Raw genomic sequence first — 26,045 nt, 5'->3', positions numbered from 1 at the left:
CGACGAAGGCCCCGCCGGGAACCCGGCGGGGCCTTCGATCACTCGGTCGGAGCTCAGCTGTAGTTGCCGGGCTCGTATCCGTCACTCGAGAACGAGTCGAAGTCGACGAACGACAGGTCGGCGTCGCTGAACGCGGCGTCGTCGGCGAAGATGCGGTTGGGGTACCGCTCGGCCTTCGCCTCCTCGGTCGCCTCGACGGACACGTTGCGGTACTTCGGGAGACCGGTACCGGCCGGGATCAGCTTTCCGATGATCACGTTCTCCTTCAGGCCCAGCAGCGGGTCGCGCTTGCCCTCCATGGCCGCCTGCGTCAGGACGCGGGTGGTCTCCTGGAAGGACGCGGCCGACAGCCACGACTCGGTCGCGAGCGAGGCCTTGGTGATTCCCATGACCTCCTGGCGTGCGGACGCGGTCCGCTTGCCCTCGGTCAGAGCCGCACGGTTGACCTCGCTGTAGCGCGAGCGGTCGACGAGCTCACCCGGCAGCAGATCCGTGTCGCCGTGGTCGACCACGGTGACCTTGCGGAGCATCTGACGGACGATGACCTCGATGTGCTTGTCGTGGATCGGCACACCCTGCGAGCGGTAGACGCCCTGGACGCCGCCGACCAGGTGCTTCTGGACCTCGCGGACGCCCAGCACGCGCAGGACCTCCTTGGGGTCGACCGTTCCGACGTGCAGCTGCTGACCGAGCACGACCGACTGGCCGTCCTCGACGAGGAGCTGCGAGCGCTTGAGCACCGGGTAGATGACCGCCTCGTCGCCGTTGTCCGGCTGGAGGATGAGTCGTCGGGCCCGGTCGGTGTCCTCGATCGTGATGCGACCGGCGGCCTCAGCGATCGGCGACGCACCCTTGGGGGTGCGGGCCTCGAAGAGCTCCTGCACGCGGGGCAGACCCTGCGTGATGTCGTCGGCCGAGGCCGATCCACCGGTGTGGAAGGTGCGCATCGTGAGCTGCGTGCCGGGCTCGCCGATCGACTGGGCCGCGATGATGCCGACGGCCTCTCCGATGTCGACGAGCTTGCCGGTGGCGAGCGAACGGCCGTAGCAGGCCGCGCAGACGCCGACGGCGGACTCGCAGGTCAGGACCGAGCGCACCTTGATGTGGCGCACCTCGGCTCCGACCAGCTTCTCGATGAGGACGTCTCCGACGTCCTCTCCGGCCTCCGCGATGACCTCGCCGGCCTCGTTCGTCGCCGGGGTGGCGAGCGAGCGAGCGTAGACGGAGTTCTCGACGTTGGAGTCCTGCGACCAGGCGCCGGTGGCGTCCTGGAGCATGATCGGCAGCTCGAGGCCCTTGGTGGTGCCGCAGTCGTCCTCGCGGATGATGACGTCCTGCGAGACGTCGACGAGTCGACGCGTCAGGTAGCCCGAGTCCGCGGTGCGGAGCGCGGTGTCCGCCAGACCCTTGCGGGCACCGTGCGTGGCGATGAAGTACTCGGCGACCGACAGGCCCTCGCGGTACGAGGAGATGATCGGTCGGGCGATGATCTCGCCCTTCGGGTTGTTCACCAGGCCTCGCATGCCCGCGATGTTGCGGACCTGCAGCCAGTTACCACGGGCGCCGGACGTGACCATCCGGTTGATGGTGTTGTCGGTCGGGAAGTTCGCGCGCATGGCCTTCGCGACCTCGTCGGTCGCCTCGGTCCAGATCTTCACGAGCTCCTGGCGACGCTCCGCCTGGGTGGTCAGACCCTTGTCGTACTCGGTCTCCACCTTCGCGGCCTTCTTCTCGTAGCCCGCGATGATCTCGGGCTTGGAGGGGGGCGTGAGGATGTCCGACAGGGCGACGGTCACACCGGACCGGGTGGCCCAGTAGAAGCCGGCGTCCTTGATGCGGTCGAGAGAGGCGGCGACCTCCACCTTCGGGTAGCGCTCCGCGAGATCGTTGACGATCCCGGAGATGGTCGTCTTGTCGGCGACCTGCTCGAAGTAGGGGTAGTCGACCGGCAGCGCCTCGTTGAAGAGCGCGCGGCCGAGCGTCGTGTCGAGCAGGATCGGCGCGGTGACCTTGCCGTTCTCGTCGAGCTCGACGCCCTCGGGTGCCGTGCCCTGCGCGAAGAAGACGTCCGACATGCGGATCTTCACCTTCGAGTTCAGGTGCAGCGAGCCCTGGTCCTTCGCGAGGATCGCCTCGGAGACCGAGGAGAACGCGCGTCCCTCACCGGCGGCACCCTCGCGGATGGTCGTCAGGTGGTGGAGGCCGATGATCATGTCCTGCGTGGGCAGGGTGACCGGACGGCCGTCGGAGGGCTTGAGGATGTTGTTCGACGCGAGCATCAGGATGCGCGCCTCGGCCTGGGCCTCGACGGACAGCGGCAGGTGGACGGCCATCTGGTCGCCGTCGAAGTCCGCGTTGAACGCGGCGCAGACGAGCGGGTGCAGCTGGATCGCCTTGCCCTCGACCAGCTGGGGCTCGAAGGCCTGGATGCCGAGTCGGTGCAGCGTGGGCGCGCGGTTGAGCAGGACGGGGCGCTCGCGGATGATCTCCTCGAGAACGTCCCACACCTGGGGGCGCGAACGCTCCACCATGCGCTTGGCGGCCTTGATGTTCTGCGCGTGCGACAGGTCGATCAGGCGCTTGATGACGAACGGCTTGAACAGCTCCAGCGCCATCTGCTTGGGCAGACCGCACTGGTGCAGCTTGAGCTGCGGTCCGACGATGATCACCGAGCGGCCCGAGTAGTCGACGCGCTTGCCCAGCAGGTTCTGGCGGAAGCGACCCTGCTTCCCCTTGAGCATGTCGCTCAGGGACTTCAGGGCGCGGTTGCCGGTTCCGGTGACGGGGCGACCGCGGCGGCCGTTGTCGAACAGGGCGTCGACGGCCTCCTGCAGCATGCGCTTCTCGTTGTTCACGATGATCTCGGGGGCACCGAGGTCGAGCAGGCGGCGGAGTCGGTTGTTGCGGTTGATCACGCGGCGGTAGAGGTCGTTCAGGTCGCTCGTCGCGAACCGGCCTCCGTCGAGCTGCACCATCGGGCGCAGCTCCGGCGGGATCACCGGGACGACGTCGAGCACCATCGCGGCCGGCGAGTTGCCGGTGGCGAGGAACGAGTTGACGACGCGCAGTCGCTTGATGGCGCGGATCTTCTTCTGACCCTTGCCCTCGGCGATCTGCAGGTGCAGCGTCTCGGCCTCGGCCTGGAGGTCGAACTGCTCGAGGCGCTTCTTGATCGCCTCGGCGCCCATGTAGGCCTCGAAGTAGACGCCGTAGCGGTCGACGAGCTCGTTGAAGACCGCGTCCTCGGGCTTGAGGTCGCCGACCTTGAGGGTGCGGAACTGCTCCCACACGCTCTCGAGACGCGCGATGTCCTCGTCGAAGGACTTGCGGATCTGCGACATCTCCTTCTCGGCGCCGTCCTTGGTGCGGCGCTTCTGGTCGCTCTTGGCGCCCTCCGCCTCCAGGGCGGCGAGGTCGGTCTCGAGACGGGCCAGGCGGTCCGCGATGCGGGAGTCGCGCTGGTCGGAGAGGGTCTTGATCTCGAGCCGGAGCTCGTTCTCGAGGCCGGGCATGTCGGCGTGACGGCCGTCGTCGTCCACGTCGATGATCATGTACGCCGCGAAGTAGATGACCTTCTCGAGGTCCTTCGGCGCCATGTCCAGCAGGTATCCGAGGCGCGAGGGGACGCCCTTGAAGTACCAGATGTGGGTGACGGGGGCGGCGAGCTCGATGTGGCCCATCCGCTCGCGGCGGACCGAGGACTTGGTGACCTCGACGCCGCAGCGCTCGCAGACGATGCCCTTGAAGCGGACTCGCTTGTACTTGCCGCAGGAGCACTCCCAGTCGCGGGACGGTCCGAAGATCTGCTCTCCGAACAGGCCGTCCTTCTCGGGCTTGAGGGTGCGGTAGTTGATGGTCTCGGGCTTCTTCACTTCACCGTGCGACCAGCGACGGATGTCATCGGCCGTCGCGAGGCCGATGCGCAGCTCGTCAAAAGTTGTTACGTCGAGCAATGTTTTCTCCTTGTCGGAAAACAGGTGTCTCGTCAGAGACGGGAGGTCGTCAGATGCTGGCGCGGGATCAGATGTCGTCGACGGAGGACGACTCGAACCGGGAGGAGATGTTGATGCCGAGCTCTTCCGCGGCGCGGTAGACCTCGTCATCGGTGTCGCGCAGGCTGACCGCGGTGCCGTCGGCCGAGAGGACCTCGACGTTCAGGCACAGCGACTGCATCTCCTTGATGAGGACCTTGAAGGACTCGGGGATGCCCGGCTCCTGGATGTTCTCACCCTTGACGATGGCCTCGTACACCTTCACGCGGCCGAGGATGTCGTCCGACTTGATGGTGAGGAGCTCCTGCAGCGCGTAGGCGGCACCGTAGGCCTCGAGGGCCCACACCTCCATCTCGCCGAAGCGCTGTCCACCGAACTGCGCCTTACCACCGAGCGGCTGCTGGGTGATCATCGAGTACGGGCCCGTCGAGCGCGCGTGGATCTTGTCGTCGACGAGGTGGTGCAGCTTCAGGATGTACATGTAGCCGACCGAGACCGGGTCCGGGAAGGGCTCCCCGGAGCGGCCGTCGAACAGCTGCGTCTTGCCGGACGAGCCGATCAGGCGCTCACCGTCGCGCGTCGGGGTGGTGGAGTCGAGGAGCCCGGCGAGCTCCTCCTCCGCCGCGCCGTCGAACACGGGGGTCGCGACCTTGGTGCCGGGCGCCGCCTCGCGGGCGTGCTCGGGCAGGCGTGCGGCCCACTCCGGCTCGCCGTCGACCTTCCAGCCCTGCTTCGCGATCCACCCGAGGTGGATCTCGAGGACCTGGCCGAAGTTCATGCGGCCGGGGACGCCGAGCGGGTTGAGGACGATGTCGACCGGGGTGCCGTCGGCGAGGAACGGCATGTCCTCGACCGGCAGGATCTTCGAGATGACGCCCTTGTTGCCGTGGCGGCCGGCGAGCTTGTCGCCCTCGGTGATCTTGCGCTTCTGGGCGATGTAGACGACCACGCGCTGGTTGACGCCCGAGCCGAGCTCGTCGTCGCCGTCCTGCGCGTCGAACACCTTGACGCCGATGATCGTGCCCTGCTCGCCGTGGGGCACCTTCAGCGACGTGTCGCGGACCTCGCGGCTCTTCTCGTTGAAGATCGCGCGGAGCAGGCGCTCCTCGGCCGAGAGCTCGGTCTCGCCCTTGGGCGTGACCTTGCCGACGAGGATGTCGCCGGGGCGGACCTCGGCGCCGATGCGGATGATGCCGCGCTCGTCCAGGTCGGCCAGGAGCTCCGGGCTGACGTTGGGGAGGTCGCGGGTGATCTCCTCCTTGCCGAGCTTGGTGTCGCGGGCGTCGACCTCGTACTCCTCGATGTGGATCGAGGAGAGGACGTCGTCCTTCACCAGGTTCTGGCTGAGGATGATCGCGTCCTCGAAGTTGTGACCCTCCCACGGCATGAACGCGACGAGCAGGTTCTTGCCCAGCGCGAGCTCGCCGTTCTCGGTGGCGGGGCCGTCGGCGACGATCTCGCCGACCTCGATGCGCTCGCCGGCCGAGACGACCACGCGGTTGTTGTACGAGGTGCCCTGGTTGGAGCGGTCGAACTTGCGCAGGAAGTAGGTCTGCGTTCCGCCCTCGTCCAGCTGGACGGTGACGGAGTCGGCGGAGACCTCCTGGACCACGCCCGCCTTGTCGGCGGTGATCACGTCGCCGGCGTCGATGGCCGCGAAGCCCTCCATGCCGGTTCCGACCACGGGCGACTCGCTGCGCAGCAGCGGGACGGCCTGGCGCTGCATGTTCGCACCCATGAGCGCGCGGTTCGCGTCGTCGTGCTCGAGGAACGGGATCAGCGAGGTCGCGACCGACACCATCTGGCGCGGGGAGACGTCCATGTAGTCGACGCGGTCGGCGTCGACGAGCTCGACCTCTCCGCCCTTGGGGCGGACCAGGACCTTGCCCTCGGCGAAGTGGAAGTCCTTGGTGAGGGGGGCGTTCGCCTGGGCGACCAGGTACTCGTCCTCCTCGGACGCGGTGAGGTAGTCGATCTGCTCGGTGACGCGACCCGCGACGACCTTGCGGTACGGGGTCTCGATGAAGCCGAACGAGTTGATGCGCGCGAAGGACGCGAGCGAGCCGATCAGGCCGATGTTCGGGCCTTCCGGGGTCTCGATCGGGCACATGCGGCCGTAGTGCGACGGGTGGACGTCGCGGACCTCGACGCCGGCGCGCTCGCGGGAGAGGCCGCCGGGGCCCAGCGCCGACAGGCGGCGCTTGTGGGTCAGACCCGCGAGCGGGTTGTTCTGGTCCATGAACTGCGACAGCTGCGACGTTCCGAAGAACTCCTTGATCGCGGCCACGACGGGGCGGACGTTGATCAGGGTCTGCGGCGTGATCGCCTCGATGTCCTGCGTGGTCATGCGCTCGCGGACGACGCGCTCCATGCGGGACAGGCCGGTGCGGACCTGGTTCTGGATCAGCTCGCCGACCGCGCGGATGCGGCGGTTGCCGAAGTGGTCGATGTCGTCGACGTCCAGGCGCAGGTCGACCGGAGCGCCCTCGCGGACGCCCGGCAGCGTGGTGCGGCCGTCGTGCAGCGCGACCAGGTACTTGATGGTCGCGATGATGTCCTCGACCGTCAGGACCGAGTCGGACAGCGCCTTGTCGATGCCGAGCTTGCGGTTGATCTTGTAGCGGCCGACCTTCGCGAGGTCGTAGCGCTTGGAGTTGAAGTAGAAGTTGTCCAGCAGCGCGCGGGCGGCCTCGGCGGCGACCTGCTCGCCCGGACGGAGCTTGCGGTAGATGTCGCGGAGAGCATCCTCCTTGGTGAGGATGTTGTCCTTCTCGAGCGTCAGCTCGATCGACTCGTAGCCGGCGAACTGCTCGAGGATCTCCTCGCTGGTGAGGCCGAGGGCCTTCAGGAAGACGGTGACCGACTGCTTGCGCTTGCGGTCGATGCGCACGCCGACCTGGTCGCGCTTGTCGATCTCGAACTCGAGCCACGCACCACGGCTCGGGATGACGCGGGCGGAGTAGATGTCCTTGTCGGACGTCTTCTCCTGCTGGCGCTCGAAGTACACGCCCGGCGAGCGGACGAGCTGGGACACGACGACACGCTCGGTGCCGTTGATGATGAACGTGCCCTTCTCGGTCATGAGCGGGAAGTCGCCCATGAAGACCGTCTGGGTCTTGATCTCACCCGTGAGGTGGTTCATGAACTCGGCCTCGACGTACAGAGGAGCGGCGTAGGTCTTGCCGCGCTCCTTGCACTCCTCGATCGTGTACTTCTCGGGCTCGAGGTACGGGTTCGTGAAGCTCAGCTGCATCGTCTCGCTGAGGTCCTCGATCGGGGAGATCTCCTCGAAGATCTCGTCCAGACCGGAGTTGGCGGGGAGGTCCTCCCGGCCGGCGGCCTTCGCCTCGGCGACGCGGGTCTTCCACGCCTCCGAGCCGACGAGCCAGTCGAAGCTCTCGGTCTGCAGTGCGAGCAGATCCGGAACCGTCAGGGTGTCGCTGATCTTGGCGAACGAGAGACGCGATGCGGCGCGTCCGTTCTTGGGTGAGGTGGTGGTTGCGTTGGGCGCAGCAGCCAAGGAAGGAACCTCCGTAGACCCTCGCGGGTCTCAATCTGTGGGATGTGTGGAGTGGGCTCCCGCCGGGCGGGCCGACACCCGCCCTCCACACGCCGCAGGGACCGTTTCGACGCGGTCTTCGGGGTGGGGGCTAGAGTGTGGCATCGGCATCCACCATCTGATGCCGGGTTCCGGTGACCTGCCGACCGCAATATGAGGGCGTGGGTACTCGGGAGCGCAAAGTACAAATATAGATGCATCGCGCCACGCCGCGCAAGTGCAGATCCTTGCGTCGTGTCGCGGGGTCCGGTATACGCCCCGGGCAGGCCGCCGTCGGGGTGCCGCGTCCCTCAGACTGAGGGGATGCAGGAACGAACCGGACGCCGACGCGGCGACGACGCCGAGCACCCCCGCGCGGTGCTCTCCAGCGGCTACCTCGCGCAGATCGAGCCCGACCGGCACTCCCCCGACGCCGCGACACTCGTGGTCGACGGGACGCCGCAGTCGCACGTCGACCTGGCCGATCCGACGCACCTGTCCTTCGAGTACGTGCGCCGCATCGGCCACGCCATCGATCTGCTCGCCCCCGAGGGCGAGGCCGTCACCGCGCTGCACCTGGGCGCCGGGGCGCTCACCCTCCCCCGCTACGTCGCCGCGACCCGGCCGGGCTCGCGTCAGCAGGTCGTCGAGATCGAGGGCGCGCTGGTCGAGCTGGTGCGGGAGGCGCTGCCGCTGCCCCGGGGAGCCCAGATCCGCATCCGCCAGGGCGACGCCCGCGAGGTGCTCGGCAAGCTCCCGCCCGGACTCCTGGGCAGCATCGACGTCGTCGTCGTCGACGTCTTCTCGGGGGCCAGGACCCCGGCGCACGTGACGAGCACGCAGTTCTACTCCGCGATCGCCCCGCTGCTCGCGCCCGGGGGCGTCGTCGCCGTCAACGTGGCCGACGGAGGGGCGCTCGCGTTCGCCCGCGCGCAGGCGGCGACCCTCTCCTCCGTCTTCGCGCACACCGCGATCATGACCGACACGCAGATGCTCAAGGCGAAGCGGTTCGGGAACGTGGTGATGCTCGCCTCCGCCGCGCCGCTGCCGGTCGATGGACTGCCGCGGCGCCTGGCCTCCGACCCCGCGCCCGCGAAGCTCGTGCAGGGCCGCGAGCTCGACAACTTCGTCGCGGGCGCCTCCGCCGTCACGGACGACACGGCCACGCCCTCGCCGCTGCCGGCCCGCAGCATCTTCCAGGTGCGGCGCGGCTGACCCTCGTCGGATGGGCGCGTCCGGAGGAGAGCCGTGCGCTCCGCCCCGTAAACTGGGCCGGCCCGAGCGGCCGCCCGCTCGTCGCACACGACCCGCGACGCACCGGATCCGCACCCCACGAGGAAGCACTGCTCTGAGCATCATCATCCGCCACGATCCCGCGACGCTCCGCGAGGAGATCGACGTCGACGCCGCCCAGGAGCGCCTCGAGGAGATCGGCGCGCTCCGCTCCCTCGCCGCTCTCACCGAGAAGGCCGAGCTGCTGCGCCTGCTCGGCCGGCTCGACGAGGCCTGGGACCTGGCCAACGAGGCCGTCCGCCGCACCCGCTTCTCGGGCGACCGCGCCGAGCTCCTGACCGCGCGCGTCCGCCGGGCCCGGCTCATGCAGCTGCGCGGGCGCCCCGACGAGGCGCTCTCGGAGCTCGCGCTGTGCGTCGAGGAGGCGCGCACCCACGAGTGGCACCTCGAGCACTCCTTCGCGCTCAAGCACCGGGGCCTCGCGTCCTTCGAGCTCGGCGAGTACGGCCGCGCCGCGCGCGACTTCGACGCCGCGACCGCGCTCGGCGAGCGCGTGGGCGTCCCGGAGGAGGAGCTCGAGATCGCACGGCTGGGCTTCGCCGCCGCGACCGAGTTCCAGGGCGGAGCGACGCGCGAGCGGACCGAGGGCACCGTCCGCGGGCGCCGCCGGGCCGACGGCGCCAAGGACGCCGCGGCGACCGACGACTCCGACGGCGCCGAGAGCGCCGACCAGGCCTGACGGCTCGCCCGACGGACGGCGGACGCGTGGCCGAGCTGGAGCAGGTCCGGGCCTGGGCCGAGGAGCTCCTCGTCGAGCACCTCGACGACTCCTGGAGCTTCGGCTTCGATCACGCGCGCACGCGGGGCGGCGCCTGCCACTGGAGTGACCGGCGGATCACCCTCTCGCGTCACCTCGCCGCCCGCTGGAGCGACGAGGAGGTGCGGCAGACCCTCCTGCACGAGGTCGCGCACGCGCTCGCCGGCCCGACCGCCGGGCACGGAGCCGCGTGGCGCGGCATCGCCGCTCGCCTGGGGTACACCGGCTCGCGCACGCACAGCAACCCGACCGCCGACGAGCTGGCGCCGTGGGTGGGCACCTGCCCGAGCGGACACCTCTTCTACCGGCACCGCCGGCCGTCCCGCCCCCTGGCGTGCGGACGCTGCGCCCGGCGCTTCGAGGCGGCGAACGCGATCCAGTGGCGCCGGCGCCCGGTCCCGGCGGCGTGAGCGCGACCGGCGAGCCGCGCGCGATCCGCGGTCGCGCGCCCAGCACGGGGCAGTGGCTCGAGGAGGCCGACGGCCGGCGCTGGTGGTTCGACTCCGGCAGCCTCGCGCTCGACTTCGCGTTCACCGGCGCGATGCGCGGCGCCCCCGGTGAGCGGCTGCCCTCGGGCGAGGCCCTGGGGGCCTGGCTCGCCGAGCGGTTCGACGCGCTGGACGAGGGCGGACGCGAGGCCGACCTGGCCGACGCTCTGATGCTGCGGGACGCGATCGCGCGGCTGGCGGAGGCCGCCGAGCAGGGCGGCTCCGGGGAGCCGGGGGACGTCGACGTGCTCAACCTCTTCGCGGCGATGCCGGACATCCCGCCGATGCTGTCGGGCGGATCGCGGCGGGCCGGCCGGGCGACCGCCGCGGCCCGCCAGGTGCTCTCGACGATCGCGCGGGAGGGTGTCGAGCTGCTGGGCGGCTCGGGCGCGGGGCGACTCCGCCGCTGCGACGCCGAGGACTGCCGGATGCTCTACCTGGACACGTCGCGGGCGGGCACGCGCCGCTGGTGCTCGATGCAGCGCTGCGGCAACCGGGCGAAGGTCCGCGCGCACCGCAGTCGGAGCGCGGCGCGCGCGGCCGGCCGCTAGTCGATGACCCGGACTTCCTTCCAGAACGCGACGTAGCCCGAGAAGTCCTTGCCGACGCGGTCGAACGCGGTGGGGTACGGAGTCGGGTAGGACCAGGCGCGGTCCTTCAGCAGACCGTCGCCGGACTTCACCGAGAAGTACTGGCACTCGCCCTTCCAGGGGCAGGTGTAGGGGGTGTCGCTCGGCTCGAGCAGGTCGGTCGCGACGCTCGAGGGCGGGAAGTACCAGTTGCCCTCGATCGAGATGAGGTCGGAGTCGGGGGCGTCGGCGAGGACGACGTCGTGGAGGACGGCTTTCATGCGGGCCAGCTTTCGGGTTCGGTCGCGGGGGCGGTGCGAGCGGGAGCGCTCCGTGCGAACGCTACGCCGCTCCGGGCCCGGCGGTCGAGGGGGCCCTCAGCGCAGGACGGTGACGTCGGCGACCGAGTCGAGACGGGCCGCGGCGGCGACCTCGTCGGCCCGTCCCGACTCCTTCAGCGCACGACCCGACGGCGACGCCGACAGCAGGTGGGAGCAGGCGCGGCGGAGCCCGGCGAACGACGCGGACGCGACCGCCGCGTCGGGCGAGGTGTGGTCGATCCCGAGCGTGATGAGGGCGTCGATGAGCGCGCCCGCGGCGAGCTGGTCCTCGAGGGTGAAGCGCGCGGCCCCGTCCTCGTCGACGTCGCCCGCGGCGACCACGTTGACGCTGGTGCGGCCGCCGTTCTCGTGCTGGCGCTCGAGGATCCAGCGGGCGACGGCGGTGCGGTCGGCGAGCCCGGCCCGCACGACGCGGCCCTCGACGCCGTCGAGGGGCAGCTCCGGGCCACCGGGCAGCGCGTCGACGACGACGGTGATGTGCGCGGGAGCGAGGACGCGCAGCGCCCGCGGACCCCAGTCGAAGCGGATCTGGTAGGTCGACTGGTCGTGGGCGGAGGACGCGGCGTTCACCCTGACACGGTACCGGGCGCATACACGGCCGAGAGCTCCCGCGCACCCGGTGACGGCACAGGGCCCTGCGGAGGAGGATGGGCGTCGTGAAGGTGATGCTGAAGCACGTGCTCGACACCGACGTGGACTCCGCCTGGCGCGCTCTGCAGAGCCCGGCCGTGTTCCGCGAGGTGATGTCCCCCCTCCTGACCGCCGCGTCGCTGGACGAGGGCGGCTTCCGGCCGACGTGGGGGCTGGGCCCGCACGACGTCGCGATGGACGCGCTCGGGATCGTGCCGATGGGCGCGCAGGAGATCGACCTCTCGTACCGGCGCGTGCCGTCGATGCCGGACGTGCGGATCCTGCGCGACAGCGGCGCTCCGCTCTCGGGCGCTCTGCGGCTGATCACCGCCTGGGACCACCGGATGGCGGTCGCTCCGCTCCCGGACGGGCGCACGCTGTTCCGCGACAAGCTCGAGTTCAGCGCCGGGCTCGCCTCGCCCGCCCTCTGGCCGTCGATGTGGGCGTTCTGGCAGTGGCGCGGCATCCGCATCCGCTCGCTCGCACCGACCTGGCGCCACGACGTGGGCGCGGATGCGCGCCCCCGCGGAGAGGCGGCGCAGTGAGCCCCGACGGCACCGCGGAGGAGGAGGTCGAGCTCTCGCGCGCCGAGCTGATCCGCTTCCAGTGGCCCTCAGCGGAGGACGAGTCGGACGAGTCGGACGAGGTCTCGCCCCGCCGCAGACTCGCGTCGGCGATCGAGGTCGCCGACTGGCGACGCCACGTGCACGCCCTCTACGCCGAGGTCCGCCGCCTCTCCAACGTGGACCTGCTCGCGGCGCACGCCTCGTGGATCCGCGGGCGCAACGCGCTCTTCGCGCGCCACCCCTCCACTCCGCTCCTGCCGGCGGACCGCGCTCACTTCCGCTCCCTCGCCATCGCTCCCTACGACGCCTCGTGGCGGTTCGAGCTCGAGGTCGCACCGGCCGAGGAGCCGCGGAGGATGGACGTGGAGACCGGGACGGACGGGACCGTGCCGTTCGAGCTGATCGGCACCGTCGCGGTCCCCCGCGCCGGGACGCTCGACGTCTGGCGGCTCGGCTCCTACGGCGGCGGGCTCTTCCTGCCGGTCAAGGACGCGCTGGCCGGGACCCCCGGCGGCACGTACGGCGGCGGGCGCTACCTGCTCGACACCGTGAAGGGCGCCGACCTCGGCCCCGGGAGCGCCCCGTCGACCCTGGTGCTCGACTTCAACTTCGCCTACAACCCCTCCTGCGCGTACGACCCGGCATGGGCGTGCCCGCTCGCGCAGGCCGGCAACACGCTCGCCGTCGAGGTGCCGGTGGGCGAGCGCTACAAGGGCTGAGACGCGCCCGGAAGGCGGGCTCCGATGCGGTGAGCGACCGGAGTCCGCTAGGGTTGTGGGGTGCGAGCGCGAAGTCTGCGCTCCCCCGCGTCGTAGAACGCCCCTTGTCCCCTGAGGACTCTGACCGTCGAGGACCCCGTCCCGACCATCTGGCGCACCGTGCATGAGGCCTCCGGCCGCGCGCACAGCTTCGTACGGCGAACGGATGTGACCACCGTCACCTTCGCCCGAAAGCCGATCACCCGCGCCCGGCCGTACGCCTGCGCTGTCGGATCGGCATGATGCCCCGAAAGGCACCATCCATGTCGTCCATCCCCACCTTCGCCGCTCTCGGCGTCCCCGCTCCCCTCGTCTCGGCCCTGACCGCGAACGGCATCACCGAGCCGTTCCCGATCCAGGTCGACACGCTGCCCGACACCCTCAACGGCCGCGACGTCCTCGGACGCGGCAAGACCGGCTCGGGCAAGACCCTCGCCTTCTCGATCCCGATGATCGCCCGCCTCGGCGGATCGCTCGCCGGCGGCCGCCGCCGCCCGGGCCGCCCGCTCGGACTCGTCCTCGCGCCGACCCGCGAGCTCGCCACCCAGATCACCGCGGCCATGCAGCCCCTCGCCGACGCCTACGGCATCGTCACCACGACGATCTTCGGCGGCGTCTCGCAGCAGCGCCAGGTCGCGGCCCTCAAGCAGGGCGTCGACATCGTCGTGGCCTGCCCCGGCCGCCTCGAGGACCTGATGAAGCAGGGCTTCGTCAACCTCGACGCCGTCGAGATCACCGTGCTCGACGAGGCCGACCACATGGCCGACCTGGGCTTCCTGCCCGTCGTCACGCGCATCCTCGACAAGACGCCGCGCGGCGGTCAGCGCCTGCTGTTCTCGGCGACGCTCGACAACGGCGTGGACAAGCTCGTCAAGAAGTACCTGCAGAACGAGGTGCTCCACTCGGTCGACGAGGCCAACTCGCCCGTCGCGCTGATGACCCACCACGTGTTCGAGGTCGACGGCCTCGACTCCAAGAACGCCCTCGTGAAGACCCTCGCGTCCGGCACCGGCCGCCGCATCCTCTTCATGCGCACCAAGCACCACGCGAAGAAGCTCGCCAAGCAGCTCACCGGCCAGGGCATCCCCGCCGTCGACCTGCACGGCAACCTCTCGCAGGTCGCCCGCGACCGCAACCTCGCGGCGTTCGGCGCCGGCGACGTGAAGGTGCTCGTCGCGACCGACGTCGCCGCCCGCGGCGTCCACGTCGACGACGTCGAGCTCGTCATCCACGTCGACCCGCCCATGGAGCACAAGGCGTACCTGCACCGCTCGGGCCGTACCGCTCGCGCGGGCTCGGAGGGCGACGTCGTCACCGTCGTGCTGCCCACGCAGCGCGGAGACGTGAAGACGCTCCTGCGCAAGGCCGCCATCCAGGTCCAGCCCCAGCAGGTCACGGCCGACTCGGCCGCCGTCGCGAAGCTCGTCGGGGACGTCGCGGCGTACGTGACCCCCTCGGCCGTCGTCGAGCCCGCCCGCGGGCAGTCGCAGGGCGGACGCTCACAGGGTGCGAACGCGCAGCGCAAGCGCGCGGCCCGCACCGACGGCACCGGCTCCGCCCCCCGCGGCGGACGCGGAGAGCGCTCGGCGGCCCCCGCCGGCGGCTCCGACCGTCCCCGTCGCGACCGCACCGCCGGCTCCGACGGAGCCGCCCGCGGCGGACGCACCCGCTCCGCGGCCCCCGCGTCGACCTCCGGCGGCTCGCGCTCGTTCTACAGCACCGCGACCGGCGGCGCCTCCTCGGCCGCACCGGCCCGCGAGGGCTCCGGCGGCGGCGCCCGCCGCGGCGGACGACGCGCGCAGGGCTGAGCTTGTTGGTGCGCCGCGGGGCGGCGCACCGCGGTCGGCTCTCCGAGGTGGTTGCGATTCGCAGAGCGTGTCGCGTCCGGCTACGCCGATCCGCTCGCACGCGGATCGGCGGTTCGCCTCGTGGGTGCTGCTTCGGCGGCACGTTCGGGTGAAGTGGGCGCGCTGAATGTAAAGAAGGCCGGGAGTTCCTCTTGCGGAGTCGTCCGTGGGAGGGGGTCCCGGCCTTCGTCGTTGCTGGGGGGCGTGCGTGGGTACGGTCCGACTGAAAAGTGGGTCCCGGTGACGGGGTGCCTCGAGTCGTCGACAGCGTGTAGTGCTCGGAACGGGGTTCGCCGCGGTCGATGTTCGCAACCGAGGTCACGAGCCGGCTCCGGGCCAGATACTGCCGGCCCAGCGGTCCTCGTCCTCGATGACGAACGGACCCGGTCAGCAAGAGCGAGCCAAGCAGACTGCGATTCCGACGCGGACCGCCGTCCCGCACGCCGAAGGACGAGCAGAGCGTCGGCCAGGACCTCCGCTCAGCCACCATCGCCGCTGACGGGTGCTCTCAGCTGAGGTTCTGCTTCCACAGTGGTTGCGACAGCTCCTCTCCCCCCAGCGAAGCAACACGCCACGCCACGCAGCGGGACGCCCGGTCCGCGGGCCAGGCGATCCCCTCAGGCGGGATGCACCACGCCTCGCGGCACGCGCCCCCGTCGGGCGGAAGTCGCGGCAGCGCTTCCTCTCCGGAGGGAGGCGCCGAAGCGCGCGGCGGAGCCGAACGCGCGATCCGCGTGCCAGCGGATCGCGCTAGGCGGAACGCAGGACGCTCCACGGAACGCGACCACCCCTGGAAGCCGACCGCGGTGCGCCGCCCCGCGGCGCACAAGACGAACACCGCGGAGCCGAACGCGCGATCCGCGTGCCAGCGGATCGCGCTAGGCGGAACGCAGGACGCTCCGCGGAACGCGACCACCCCTGGAAGCCGACCGCGGTGCGCCGCCCCGCGGCGCACAAGACGAACACCGCGGAGCCGAACGCGCGATCCGCGTGGCAGCGGATCGCGCTAGGCGGAACGCGCCACGCTCCACGGAACGCGGCCGCCTCCGACGGAAGTCGCAGCAGCGCTTCCCCTCCGAAGTGAGGCGCCGAAGCGCACGGCGAAGCCGAACGCGCGATCCGCGTGTCAGCGGATCGCGCTAGGCGGAACGCACGACGCTCCGCGGAACGCGACCACCCCTGGAAGCCCACTGCGGTGCGCCGCCAAGCGGCGCACAGTTCAACTCAGCCTTCCGACCGATGCCAGGGCCGCGCGGACCAGGGCGCCGCGTCCGCCCTCCATCTCGGCGGAGACGGCGTCGGAGCAGGCCTCGTCGGGGGTCATCCAGGTGAGCTCGAGGGCGTCCTGGCGGGGGTCGCAGGTGCCGGTCACGGGGACGACGTAGGCGAGGGACACGGCGTGCTGGCGCTCGTCCGTGAAGGGGCCCATGCCGGGCATGGGGAAGTACTCGGCGACGTGGAAGGGCAGCGGGCTCGCCGGCAGCAGCGGGAACGCCATGGGGCCGAGGTCCTTCTCGAGGTGCCGGAAGAGGGCGTCGCGCAGCGTCTCTCCGTACATCACCCGACCCGACACGATCGTGCGCGTGATCTGGCCCGATGCCGTCGCGCGCAGCAGCACGCCCACCTCCGTGACCTGGCCGAGCCCGTCGACGCGCACGGGCACCGCCTCGACGTACAGCAGCGGGAGCCGACGGCGGATCTCGGCGAGTTCGTCGTCGGACAGCCACCCGGAGTTGGGGTCAGGGGTACGCACGCTCATGGAGCCATTCTTACCCGACGTTCATGTCGGTCCGGTTTCGCAGCGGGCGCGGCGGGGCCGGCGGCGATGATGGAGTCATGGGAATCGATCCGAACGCCGTGCTGTGGTCCTCCTCCGAGAAGGACCGGGTGGGACGCCCGCTGCTGGTGCTCCTGCACGGCTACGGCTCGCACGAGGGCGACCTCTTCTCGCTCGGCGCGTACCTGCCGCTGGAGCCGGTGCTCGCGTCGCTGCGCGCCCCGCTCGCCCTGGACGGGCGGGCGAACGCGTGGTGGCCGCTGCGGCTGCCGATGGATCCGGAGCAGTCGCGCACCGATCCGGCCGAGGTCGAGCAGCCGACCCAGGACGTCCTCGACTGGCTGGACGCGCTCGACCACCCGGGCCCGATCGGACTCCTGGGCTTCTCCCAGGGGGCGGCGCTGGCGGTGCAGCTGCTCCGGCGTGCGCCCGGCCGCTTCGCGTTCGCGGTCGCCCTCTCGGGGTTCGTCGTGCCGCTGCCCGAGGGAGACGACGCGGATGAGCGCCTCGCGCGGGAGCGCCCGCTCGTGTTCCGCGGCCGCGGGACGCTGGACACGGTCATCCCGGAGAGGGCGGTGACGGAGGGCGACGCGTGGTTCCCGGCGCACACCGAGCTCGACTCGCGCGTCTACGAGGGCGTGGCGCACGGAGTGAGCCAGGCCGAGATCGCCGACGTGAGCGCCTTCATCCGCCGCGCGTTCGGCTGAGCCGCCGACGGCGGGCGCCGCGTCAAGGGTTTGCCCGTGGCGGACGCCGCGGCCAGTGTCGGTGGTGGCAGGGAGGATGGAATCATGCCCACCGATCTCGGCGGCAGCGCTCTCGAGCGCTTCTCCCCCGCCACCCGCGCCTGGTTCCAGGGCGCCTTCCCGGCGCCCACCGCGGCGCAGGAGGGGGCCTGGTCGGCGATCTCGTCGGGCTCGCACGCGCTCGTGGTCGCTCCGACCGGTTCGGGCAAGACGCTGTCGGCGTTCCTCTGGGCGATCGACCGCCTCGTGCAGGGCCCACCGCCGGAGGATCCGCAGCACCGCACCCGCGTCCTCTACGTCTCGCCGCTGAAGGCGCTCGGCGTCGACGTCGAGCGCAACCTCCGCTCCCCGCTCGTCGGGGTCACGCAGACGGCGCTGCGCCTGAACGCCGAGGGCATCGGAGTCGCTCCGTCGACCGTCACGGTCGGCGTCCGCTCCGGGGACACCCCCGCCGCCGAGCGGCGCGTGCTGCAGAAGACGCCGCCCGACATCCTCATCACCACGCCCGAGTCGCTCTACCTGATGCTCACCTCCGCCGCGCGCGAGTCGCTGCGCGGCGTCGAGACCGTGATCGTCGACGAGGTGCACGCCGTCGCCTCGACCAAGCGCGGGGCGCACCTCGCGGTCTCGCTCGAGCGCCTCGACGCCCTGCTGCCGAAGCCGGTCCAGCGCATCGGCCTCTCGGCGACGGTGCGCCCGCGCGAGGAGGTCGCCCGGTTCCTGGCGGGCCGCTCGCCGGTGTCGATCGTGGCGCCGGTGTCCGAGAAGCAGTGGGACCTCACGGTCGTCGTGCCGGTCGAGGACATGTCCGAGCTCGGGGCGGCCGCTCCGCAGGAGGGCTCGACCATGGGCGCGACCGGCCCGCAGAGCGGATCGATCTGGCCGCACGTCGAGGAGTCGATCGTCGACCGCGTGCTCGCACACACCTCCTCCATCGTCTTCGCCAACTCGCGTCGGCTCGCCGAGCGGCTCACCGCCCGGCTGAACGAGATCTACGCGGAGCGCCGCGAGGCCGACCTCGAGCGGGCCCGCGCGACGGCCGAGCCTGTCGCCGTCGGGGCCCTCGTCGACGAGGCGATCGGGTCGATGGCCACGGGGGCGTCCCGCCGGGCCCCGGCCGAGCTCATGGGCGCGGCCGGCGGCACGAGCGGCTCCGGGCAGTCCGCCCCCGACGACGAGCCGCTGCTCGCTCGCGCGCACCACGGCTCCGTCAGCAAGGAGCAGCGGGCGATCATCGAGGACGACCTGAAGTCCGGCCGCCTCCGCTGCGTCGTCGCCACGTCGAGCCTCGAGCTGGGGATCGACATGGGCGCGGTCGACCTCGTCGTGCAGGTCGAGACGCCGCCGTCGGTCGCGAGTGCCCTCCAGCGCGTCGGACGCGCCGGCCACCAGGTCGGCGAGGTGTCGCGCGGCGCCTTCTACCCCAAGCACCGGGCCGACCTGCTGCACTCCGCGGTCACCACCGAGCGGATGCGCTCCGGGCTGATCGAGGCGATCCAGGTCCCCGCGAACCCGCTCGACATCCTCGCGCAGCAGACCGTCGCCGCCACGGCGCTCGAGGCGCTCGACGTCGACGACTGGTTCGACACGGTCCGCCGCAGCGCGCCGTTCGTGTCGCTGCCCCGCTCCGCCTACGAGGCGACGCTCGATCTGCTGTCCGGCCGGTACCCCTCCGACCAGTTCGCGGAGCTGCGGCCCCGACTCGTCTGGGACCGCGACGCCAACACGCTGACCGGACGGCCCGGTGCGCAGCGCCTGGCCGTCACGAGCGGCGGCACGATCCCCGATCGCGGGCTCTTCGGCGTCTTCATGGTCGGTGAGCCCGGCTCGACCGGCAACCGCGTCGGCGAGCTCGACGAGGAGATGGTCTACGAGTCGCGCGTCGGCGACGTCTTCGCACTCGGAGCGACGAGCTGGCGGATCCAGGAGATCACCTACGACCGCGTGATCGTGACGCCCGCGTTCGGCGAGCCGGGCCGCCTCCCGTTCTGGAAGGGCGACTCCCAGGGCCGGCCCGCCGAGCTCGGCGAGGCGATCGGCGCGTTCACCCGCGAGCTGGGCGGGTCGGCCGCCGATCCGGCGCGGGCGCGCTGCGCGGAGGCGGGCCTGGACGAGTACGCCACGAACAACCTGCTGTCGTTCCTCGACGAGCAGCGGATCGCCACCGGGCAGATCCCGGACGACCGCACGCTGGTGCTCGAGCGCTTCCGCGACGAGCTGGGCGATTGGCGGCTCGTGCTCCACTCTCCGTACGGCATGCAGGTGCACTCCCCGTGGGCCCTCGCCGTCGGCGCGCGCGTGCGCGAGCGGCACGGGGTCGACGGAGCGGCGATGGCCGGCGACGACGGCATCGTCGTCCGCATCCCCGACACCGAGTCGGAACCCCCCGGCGCCGAGCTGTTCCTGTTCGAGCGCGACGAGCTCGAGTCGCTCGTGACGAGCGAGGTCGGCGGGTCGGCCCTCTTCGCTGCCCGCTTCCGCGAGTGCGCGGCGCGGGCGCTGCTCCTGCCCCGCTACAATCCCGGCAAGCGCTCACCGCTCTGGCAGCAGCGCCAGCGCGCCGCGCAGCTCCTCGACGTCGCGCGTACCTACCCGACCTTCCCGATCATCCTCGAGACGGTGCGCGAGTGCCTCCAGGACGTCTACGACCTGCCCGCGCTGCTGCGCCTGGCCGCGCGGCTCGACGGGCGCGAGCTGCGGATCCTCGAGGTCGAGACGCCGACCGCGAGCCCGTTCGCCCGGTCGATGCTCTTCGGCTACGTGGCGGCGTTCATGTACGAGGGCGACAGTCCGCTCGCCGAGCGCCGGGCCGCCGCGCTGTCGGTCGATGCGGCGCTCCTGGGCGAGCTGCTCGGCCGCGCCGAGCTGCGCGAGCTGCTCGACCCGGTCGTCCTCGCGCAGATCGAGCGCGAGCTGCAGCGCGTCGAACCGGAGCGGCGTCTGCGCGGGCTCGAGGGCGCGGCGGACCTGCTCCGCCTGCTCGGTCCGCTGACGATGGACGAGCTGGGCGAGCGCCTCGTCGAGGAATCCGTCGCGTCTGCGGACGTCGCGGCCGCTCCTCCGATCGCGCGCGAGACGCTCGAGTCGGTCGTCGCTCAGCTCGTGAAGGCGAAGCGCGTCCTGCCCGTCGGCCTCGGCGGCGAGCAGCGCTACGCGGCGATGGAGGATGCGGCGAGGCTCCGCGACGCCCTCGGCGTGCCCCTGCCGATCGGCGTTCCGGTCGCGTTCATCGACCCGGTGCGCGATCCGCTCGGCGACCTCGTCGCCCGCTACGCGCGCACCCATGGCCCCTTCACCGCCGCCGCCGTCGCGACGAGGCTCGGCCTCGGCGTCGCGGTCGTCACCGACACACTCCGCCGCCTCTCGGGCGAGCGGCGGGTCACCGAGGGCGAGTTCCGGCCGAACGGCACGGGCAGCGAGTGGTGCGACGCCGAGGTGCTCCGCCGGCTCCGGAGCCGCTCGCTCGCCGCGCTCCGCAAGGAGGTCGAGCCGGTCGACGGCGCGACCTACGGGCGGTTCCTGCCGGCCTGGCAGCACGTCGGCGGGTCGCTCCGCGGCATCGACGGCGTCGCCTCCGTCATCGACCAGCTCGCCGGAGCGCCGATCCCCGCGTCGGCCTGGGAGACGCTGATCCTGCCCTCCCGCGTCCGCGACTACTCTCCCGCCCTGCTCGACGAGCTCACCGCCACCGGCGAGGTGCTCTGGGCCGGCGCCGGCACGCTGCCCGGCAACGACGGCTGGGTGAGCCTGCACCTCGCCGAGACGGCCGGTCTCACCCTGCCCGTGCCCGGCGAGACGCTGCCTCTCGGCGAGCTGCAGCAGGAGATCGTCGGGGTCCTCGGCTCCGGCGGCGGCTACTTCTTCCGTCAGCTGTCCGAGGCGGTCGGCTCGACCGACGACTCCGCCCTGGTCGACGCGCTCTGGGAGCTCGTCTGGGCCGGGCTGCTCACCAACGACACGCTCGCTCCGCTGCGCACCCTCGTCGGCACCAGCGGAGGAGCGCACCGCCAGCCGCGCGCACCGGCCCGGGCCCGCGCGCCCCGCGGCCGCATGATGACCCGTCCGACCATGCAGACCCGGGTCGGCCCGCCGACCGCGGGCGGGCGCTGGTCGATCGTGCCGCTCGCCGAGTCCGATCCCACCATCCGCGGTCACGCGCTCGGCGAGGTGCTGCTCGAGCGGTACGGCATCGTCACGCGCGGCTCCGTGCAGGCCGAGGGGGTGCTCGGCGGCTTCGCGCTCGCCTACAAGGTGCTCAGCGGCTTCGAGCAGCAGGGCCGCGCCCGCCGGGGCTACTTCATCGAGAAGCTCGGAGCCGCCCAGTTCGGCACCGCGGGCAGCGTCGACCGGCTGCGCACCTTCGTGCCGCAGGACGACGCGCGCGACCGGCCCCGGCCGGTGCTGGCCCTCGCGGCGACCGACCCCGCGAACCCGTTCGGCGCGGCCCTGCCGTGGCCGCAGGGCGAGGGGCACCGGCCCGGACGCAAGGCCGGCGCGCTCGTCGCGATCGTCGACGGCGAGCTCGCCGTCTACCTCGAGCGCGGCGGCAAGACGGCGCTCACCTTCACGAGCGACGAGACCGCGCTCGCCGACGCGGCCGGCGCGTTCGCGCAGCTCGTGCGCTCCCGCGGAGTCGAGAAGCTCACCGTCGAGAAGGTGGACGGCGAGTTCTCTCTCGGCACCGCATTGGGCGACGCCCTCGTCGCGGCCGGCTTCGTGGCGAACCCGCGCGGACTCAGGATGCGCGCGTGAGCGCCGGGAGGAGCACCCGTGCCCGAGGGTGACACCGTCTACCGATCGGCGCACAACCTGGCCGAGGCGCTCGACGGCCACGTTCTGACGACCTGCGACGTCCGCGTGCCGAAGTACGCGACCGTCGACCTCTCCGGCGAGACGATCGACTCGGTCGTCCCGCGCGGCAAGCACCTGCTGATGCGCGTGGGCGAGGCGCTGATCCATTCGCACCTCAAGATGGAGGGCAGCTGGCACCTCTACCCGCTCGGCGGCCCGCGGCCGAAGTGGCACCGCCCCGCGTTCCAAGCGCGGATCGTGCTCGAGACCGAGCAGTGGCAGGCCGTCGGCTTCGAGCTGGGGCTCCTCGAGATCGTCCCCCTGTCGGCCGAGGAGGACGTCGTGGGCTACCTCGGTCCCGACCTGCTCGGGCCGGACTGGGATCCGGACGAGGCGCTGCGCCGCCTCTCGGCCGACTCGGATCGGCCGATCGGGCTGGCGCTGCTCGACCAGCGGATCATGGCCGGCCTCGGCAACGTCTACCGTGCCGAGCTCTGCTTCCTCCGCGGTGTGCTGCCGACCCGCCCGGTCGGCGAGTCCGGCGACCTCGTGCGGATGATCGCCCTGGCGAAGAAGCTGATCACGGTCAACCGCGAGCGCATCGAGCGCACCACGACCGGCAACCTCCGCCCGGGTCAGCAGCTCTGGGTGTACGGGCGCGACCGCAGGCCCTGCCGGCGCTGCGGCACGCCAATCAGGCAGGGCGAGCTGGGCGACAGCGAGCTGCGGCTGCGGGTCACCTACTGGTGCCCGCACTGCCAGAACTGACCGACCCCGACAGAGAAGCAGGTGCTTGTCGCGCTTTTTTCACTGCCGAGAAGGAGCATGGGGAAGGTCATCGTCGAGATCCCCCGACCACAGCACTCCCTCTGCGTCAGCTCGAACGAAGTTAATTCCGTCGCCGAGAGGCTCTGAGATGCTCTCCTGAATCTCCGCCGCTCCTGAACGGGCATCGATTCCCAAGTCGGCGTCGAAGAATCGGCGTAGGCCGAGGACGAGATCAGGGTCGAAGCTACTCCGATAGATGACGGCGAGGTGCGCTGCCCCATCCACCCACGCAGCAAGAATTTCGGGGGTTCGGTCATCCGGCCCGATGTCCCGCGCCACGAAGTCGAAGAACAACGTCAAAATCCTCTGAGCCAAGTCTGTTTCGTGCAACATACCTCCTGGCAATGAGCTTTGCTCAATACTAGCATGAGGAGCACAATGAAACAGACGATCTTACGGGGCATCGGCGTCGTACTCACCACCCTCGGCCTGCTCGTCGGTGCAGCAGCACCGGCAGAAGCAGCCCAGCCCCCGAAGGGATACCAGACCGACCAGGTGATGGCGACAGTTGACAATCCTCGGTTGGGCAAGATTCTCTTGCGTCGCGGCTTCTGGGACGCGGACATTCAGCGAGGATTCGGGATGGATAAGGCGTGGCACAAGCACGCATTGACCTCCCGGGCAGCCCAGAAGGTGCTCCTCGGCTCCACGAATAACAAAAAACAATCGAATGGCAACTTCGATCTTCGGACGTACGTCGGCAAATACGATTGCAAGGACCAGTGGAACTGCACCCTGAGAGAACAGATGCTCGTTCACGCGATTTTCGATCCGACGACCTATACCAGCTATCATGGCTGGCCGGTCAATGGCAAATTGGGTATGGTGACCGCCTATTGTGACAACAATGGCATCGAGAAGTGTCCGCGATGGGTGACCTACGCACTCACCAATCCCGGTAAAACGAATCCCTATCGTCTCAGCGGCGAGAGCACCGAGAAGTCCGGGCCGACTCCCCTGCCGGCGCCGGCGGAATCAACCCAACGATCGCAAGCCGACTCGCCTGTCCTCAAGTGGAGCTACAGCGAGCTGGCGCGGACGGTCACCAGGCCGTAGCGGCTCCATCACTCGTCACTGAGGACAGCGGACGTGGACTTCCGTCCACCGATCCTCACAGTTTTCCATCTCCGAGGCTGTCGACGAACACCCGCCCTGCCGAACCCGAGGGCGAGACTCCGCCTTCGCGGTCGGCAGGGACGGGCGAGAGACATGGGAATGGTCGGGATTTCACCTCAAGGTCGCACCGAACGTGCCGCGGGCCAGCACGCCCGCAGCACCTGGCGAAGAGGCTGATCACGGTCAACCGCGAGCGCATCGAGCGCACCACGACCGGCAACCTCCGCCCGGGTCAGCAGCTCTGGGTGTACGGGCGCGACCGCAGGCCCTGCCGGCGCTGCGGCACGCCGATCAGACAGGGCGAGCTGGGCGACAGCGAGCTGCAGCTGCGGGTCACCTACTGGTGCCCGCACTGCCAGAACTGAGGGTCCGCGCCGCCCCGGGTCGGGCGTCTCCGGCCGATCCCGGTGCGGATCGCGCCTCAGGGGACGGGGCTCCCCTCACTCGGGCATCCTGATTTCTGAGCATCACTCATCTCCCTCGCAGATCATCTCATCCGGGGTCCTTCGTCGATGCCTCGCGCCAACTCTCCACCTCGATCACGCCAGTGTCCTCGCCCGACGAGTCGAGTCGCTCCCGGGAACCCATTCTTGTGTGGCCCTACCCGAGAGCACGAGAGCGAGACCACCATGACCCGACCCCCCTCACACGCCATTCCCGCCACGATCCACCGCCGGACGGTCCTCGTCGGCGCGACCTGGACCGTCCCCACGATCGCGGTCGCGATCGCCGCACCCCTGGCCGCCGCATCCGGCGGTACTCCGTCCGTCTCGCCCGCGAACGGCACCGTGATCACCACCTGGAAGGGCGATCACCACTACGGCAGCGGCAACTCGAACTCCAAGCGGCGCTCCTACGATCTGCCCGTAGCCGTCACCGACGCGTCCGGCGCCGCCGTCGCGAACGCGACCGTCACGGTCGTCGCGACCGGTCGCAACCGCGACGGCGACCTCCTCGGCGTCTACGCCTCTCCGGCACCGTCGAACGGCGGACCCGAGAGCAGTCCGCACCCGTCCGCGACGATCACGACCGGCGCGACCGGCGTCGCCCTGTTCGCCGTCAACACGCAGAACCTGTCGTCGAGCGAGCGGCCCGCCGAGGCCGTCCTCACCATCACGGTGACCACGCCCGGCGGATCCGCGACCTCGGTCGTGACGGTGCGCCTCACCGAGACCGACTGACCGGCACCCCCGATCGACCGGCGCACTCGCCGGTCGTCCCGTGCCGTGGGGGCCGCTCTCCCCCTCCCACGGGCACGCCGCAGGGTGCTACTCCGCCTTCGCCGCGCGCGGGGACGGCACGTGCGCGCTGTGGACGGACAGCTGGAGCCGCTCGACCGACTCGACGCGCGGCGCGACCACTCCGCTGTTCGCGACGATCCAGCTGCCGACCAGCAGCAGCTCGTCCTGTCCGGCCGTCAGCGGCCCGCTGACGGTGAAGGTGCCCAGCGTCGGAGTCGAGAACGTCACGCGCACGGGATCGCCGTGCTGCAGCCCGTCGACCGACCGCTCCCCCGTCGGCGCTTCGCGCGCCGCCGCCAGCGCCAGGCTCTGCACCTCGGTGCCGGTGCCGAGGAACACGTCGGCGACGACGAGCTCGCCGCCCACTGCGCGGCCGACGACGCCCTCGATGCCGTAGAGGCCGTAGCGGGGCGAGCGGATGAGCATCCGCACGTCGTCGCCGACGCCGATCTCGGCGAGCGCTCCGCGGATCGACTGCACGTCGCGGCGGGCGGGAGCGGAGGCGAGGGCGTCGAGGATCTGCATCCGATCAGGGTAGCCCGCCGACCGGCGCCGCCTCGGGGAGGGTGCCCCGGAACGACGAAAGCCCCGCCGGAGCAGGGCTTTCGAGAGGTGCGGAGTCGGTGGGATTTGAACCCACGGAACCCAATAAAGGGTTCTCCACCTTAGCAGGGTGGTGCACTCGACCGGACTATGCGACGACTCCCGAGCGCCCGCTGGGCGAACGCACGACGACCATCATAACCGTACGCGGCGCACCGGGACGA

The 26,045-nt window shown here is 71.1% G+C and carries 19 protein-coding genes and 1 tRNA gene; 12 read left to right on the top strand and 8 right to left on the bottom strand.

The genetic code is table 11. The features are described from left to right. Window positions 1-53: 53 nt before the first annotated feature. On the bottom strand, window positions 54-3,953 hold the full coding sequence (locus C1I63_RS09245; RefSeq protein ID WP_107574600.1) for a DNA-directed RNA polymerase subunit beta': 3,900 nt from the start codon (window positions 3,951-3,953) through the stop codon (window positions 54-56). 67 nt (window positions 3,954-4,020) lie between these two features. Continuing rightward, the gene (rpoB, locus tag C1I63_RS09240; RefSeq protein ID WP_055786995.1) at window positions 4,021-7,512 is read right to left on the bottom strand and encodes a DNA-directed RNA polymerase subunit beta; all 3,492 of its coding nucleotides are present in this window, start codon (window positions 7,510-7,512) and stop codon (window positions 4,021-4,023) included. Between the two features lie 342 nt (window positions 7,513-7,854). Here rpoB and C1I63_RS09235 point away from each other — a divergent pair, with 342 nt between their 5' ends. From C1I63_RS09235 to C1I63_RS09220, 4 genes are read left to right on the top strand one after another with little or no spacing between them, the layout of a single operon-like run. Beyond that, window positions 7,855-8,745 carry a spermidine synthase gene (locus C1I63_RS09235; protein WP_107574599.1) on the top strand — a complete coding sequence of 297 codons (891 nt, stop codon included), beginning with the start codon at window positions 7,855-7,857 and terminating at the stop codon, window positions 8,743-8,745. Window positions 8,746-8,755: 10 nt separating this feature from the next. Next, the gene (locus C1I63_RS19945; RefSeq protein ID WP_211315605.1) at window positions 8,756-9,502 is read left to right on the top strand and encodes a tetratricopeptide repeat protein; all 747 of its coding nucleotides are present in this window, start codon (window positions 8,756-8,758) and stop codon (window positions 9,500-9,502) included. 26 nt (window positions 9,503-9,528) lie between these two features. Further along, the gene (locus C1I63_RS09225; protein WP_055786988.1) at window positions 9,529-9,990 is read left to right on the top strand and encodes a SprT-like domain-containing protein; all 462 of its coding nucleotides are present in this window, start codon (window positions 9,529-9,531) and stop codon (window positions 9,988-9,990) included. Next, window positions 9,987-10,619: a CGNR zinc finger domain-containing protein gene (locus tag C1I63_RS09220; protein ID WP_107575806.1), complete on the top strand. Its 633-nt coding sequence runs from the start codon at window positions 9,987-9,989 to the stop codon at window positions 10,617-10,619. The genes C1I63_RS09225 and C1I63_RS09220 overlap by 4 nt, the downstream gene beginning before the upstream one ends. Here C1I63_RS09220 and C1I63_RS09215 read toward each other — a convergent pair. Together C1I63_RS09215 and C1I63_RS09210 are read right to left on the bottom strand one after the other, a co-directional pair. Then, window positions 10,616-10,918 (bottom strand): DUF427 domain-containing protein, encoded by a 303-nt coding sequence (locus C1I63_RS09215; protein WP_107574598.1) that lies wholly within the window; start codon window positions 10,916-10,918, stop codon window positions 10,616-10,618. The two genes, C1I63_RS09220 and C1I63_RS09215, sit on opposite strands and share 4 nt — an antisense overlap. A 96-nt stretch (window positions 10,919-11,014) precedes the next feature. Then, complete coding sequence (locus C1I63_RS09210; RefSeq protein WP_107574597.1) at window positions 11,015-11,548, bottom strand: 2-phosphosulfolactate phosphatase; 534 nt, start codon at window positions 11,546-11,548, stop codon at window positions 11,015-11,017. Window positions 11,549-11,643: 95 nt separating this feature from the next. Between C1I63_RS09210 and C1I63_RS09205 the strand changes: the two genes are divergently transcribed. The 3 genes from C1I63_RS09205 (at window position 11,644) to C1I63_RS09195 (ending at window position 14,740) form a co-directional block, all read left to right on the top strand. Next, window positions 11,644-12,153, top strand: a complete 510-nt coding sequence (locus C1I63_RS09205; RefSeq protein WP_230673102.1) for a hypothetical protein — start codon at window positions 11,644-11,646, stop codon at window positions 12,151-12,153. Window positions 12,154-12,284: 131 nt separating this feature from the next. Continuing rightward, window positions 12,285-12,893 carry a DUF1684 domain-containing protein gene (locus C1I63_RS09200; RefSeq protein ID WP_107575804.1) on the top strand — a complete coding sequence of 203 codons (609 nt, stop codon included), beginning with the start codon at window positions 12,285-12,287 and terminating at the stop codon, window positions 12,891-12,893. Window positions 12,894-13,195: 302 nt separating this feature from the next. Continuing rightward, on the top strand, window positions 13,196-14,740 hold the full coding sequence (locus C1I63_RS09195; protein WP_107574596.1) for a DEAD/DEAH box helicase: 1,545 nt from the start codon (window positions 13,196-13,198) through the stop codon (window positions 14,738-14,740). Between the two features lie 1,258 nt (window positions 14,741-15,998). On the opposite strand, the gene C1I63_RS09190 is transcribed toward C1I63_RS09195, so the two are convergent. Beyond that, window positions 15,999-16,538 carry an NUDIX hydrolase family protein gene (locus tag C1I63_RS09190; protein ID WP_055786971.1) on the bottom strand — a complete coding sequence of 180 codons (540 nt, stop codon included), beginning with the start codon at window positions 16,536-16,538 and terminating at the stop codon, window positions 15,999-16,001. Window positions 16,539-16,615: 77 nt separating this feature from the next. Between C1I63_RS09190 and C1I63_RS09185 the strand changes: the two genes are divergently transcribed. From C1I63_RS09185 to C1I63_RS09175, 3 genes are all read left to right on the top strand, one after another. Then, window positions 16,616-17,263 carry an alpha/beta hydrolase gene (locus C1I63_RS09185; RefSeq protein ID WP_107574595.1) on the top strand — a complete coding sequence of 216 codons (648 nt, stop codon included), beginning with the start codon at window positions 16,616-16,618 and terminating at the stop codon, window positions 17,261-17,263. Between the two features lie 84 nt (window positions 17,264-17,347). After that, the gene (locus tag C1I63_RS09180) at window positions 17,348-22,054 is read left to right on the top strand and encodes an ATP-dependent helicase (RefSeq protein ID WP_107574594.1); all 4,707 of its coding nucleotides are present in this window, start codon (window positions 17,348-17,350) and stop codon (window positions 22,052-22,054) included. Between the two features lie 18 nt (window positions 22,055-22,072). Beyond that, window positions 22,073-22,861, top strand: coding sequence for a DNA-formamidopyrimidine glycosylase family protein (locus C1I63_RS09175; RefSeq protein WP_107574593.1), 789 nt, complete (start codon window positions 22,073-22,075; stop codon window positions 22,859-22,861). 39 nt (window positions 22,862-22,900) lie between these two features. Here the strand turns inward: C1I63_RS09175 and C1I63_RS09170 are convergent, their stop codons facing one another. Next, the gene (locus C1I63_RS09170; RefSeq protein WP_146168423.1) at window positions 22,901-23,215 is read right to left on the bottom strand and encodes a hypothetical protein; all 315 of its coding nucleotides are present in this window, start codon (window positions 23,213-23,215) and stop codon (window positions 22,901-22,903) included. Window positions 23,216-23,299: 84 nt separating this feature from the next. Between C1I63_RS09170 and C1I63_RS19445 the strand changes: the two genes are divergently transcribed. Continuing rightward, the gene (locus C1I63_RS19445; RefSeq protein WP_146168422.1) at window positions 23,300-23,977 is read left to right on the top strand and encodes a hypothetical protein; all 678 of its coding nucleotides are present in this window, start codon (window positions 23,300-23,302) and stop codon (window positions 23,975-23,977) included. Window positions 23,978-24,666: 689 nt separating this feature from the next. Continuing rightward, window positions 24,667-25,218, top strand: coding sequence for a transcriptional initiation protein Tat (locus C1I63_RS09165; RefSeq protein WP_107574592.1), 552 nt, complete (start codon window positions 24,667-24,669; stop codon window positions 25,216-25,218). Window positions 25,219-25,305: 87 nt separating this feature from the next. Here C1I63_RS09165 and C1I63_RS09160 read toward each other — a convergent pair whose 3' ends face one another. Both C1I63_RS09160 and C1I63_RS09155 read right to left on the bottom strand, forming a co-directional pair. Next, window positions 25,306-25,803 (bottom strand): hypothetical protein, encoded by a 498-nt coding sequence (locus tag C1I63_RS09160; RefSeq protein WP_244907016.1) that lies wholly within the window; start codon window positions 25,801-25,803, stop codon window positions 25,306-25,308. 90 nt (window positions 25,804-25,893) lie between these two features. Further along, window positions 25,894-25,984, bottom strand: a tRNA-Ser gene (locus tag C1I63_RS09155). Window positions 25,985-26,045 lie beyond the last annotated feature (61 nt).

This window comes from Rathayibacter caricis DSM 15933 (assembly GCF_003044275.1).
GTDB classification, from domain to species: Bacteria; Actinomycetota; Actinomycetes; order Actinomycetales; family Microbacteriaceae; genus Rathayibacter; species Rathayibacter caricis.
Note: the sequence above shows the minus strand (reverse complement) of the source record. Positions and strands in the feature narration are given on the sequence as shown.

What these genes read in the sequence shown, in the direction of transcription:
- C1I63_RS09235 (WP_107574599.1), top strand. Translation starts at nt 7,855, where the DNA reads ATGCAGGAACGAACCGGACGCCGACGCGGCGACGACGCCGAGCACCCC.
- C1I63_RS19945 (WP_211315605.1), top strand. Translation starts at nt 8,756, where the DNA reads ATGGGCGCGTCCGGAGGAGAGCCGTGCGCTCCGCCCCGTAAACTGGGC.
- C1I63_RS09215 (WP_107574598.1), bottom strand. Translation starts at nt 10,918, where the DNA reads ATGAAAGCCGTCCTCCACGACGTCGTCCTCGCCGACGCCCCCGACTCC.
- C1I63_RS09205 (WP_230673102.1), top strand. Translation starts at nt 11,644, where the DNA reads ATGCTGAAGCACGTGCTCGACACCGACGTGGACTCCGCCTGGCGCGCT.
- C1I63_RS09195 (WP_107574596.1), top strand. Translation starts at nt 13,196, where the DNA reads ATGTCGTCCATCCCCACCTTCGCCGCTCTCGGCGTCCCCGCTCCCCTC.
- C1I63_RS09190 (WP_055786971.1), bottom strand. Translation starts at nt 16,538, where the DNA reads ATGAGCGTGCGTACCCCTGACCCCAACTCCGGGTGGCTGTCCGACGAC.
- C1I63_RS09185 (WP_107574595.1), top strand. Translation starts at nt 16,616, where the DNA reads ATGGGAATCGATCCGAACGCCGTGCTGTGGTCCTCCTCCGAGAAGGAC.
- C1I63_RS09180 (WP_107574594.1), top strand. Translation starts at nt 17,348, where the DNA reads ATGCCCACCGATCTCGGCGGCAGCGCTCTCGAGCGCTTCTCCCCCGCC.
- C1I63_RS19445 (WP_146168422.1), top strand. Translation starts at nt 23,300, where the DNA reads ATGAAACAGACGATCTTACGGGGCATCGGCGTCGTACTCACCACCCTC.
- C1I63_RS09165 (WP_107574592.1), top strand. Translation starts at nt 24,667, where the DNA reads ATGACCCGACCCCCCTCACACGCCATTCCCGCCACGATCCACCGCCGG.
- C1I63_RS09160 (WP_244907016.1), bottom strand. Translation starts at nt 25,803, where the DNA reads ATGCAGATCCTCGACGCCCTCGCCTCCGCTCCCGCCCGCCGCGACGTG.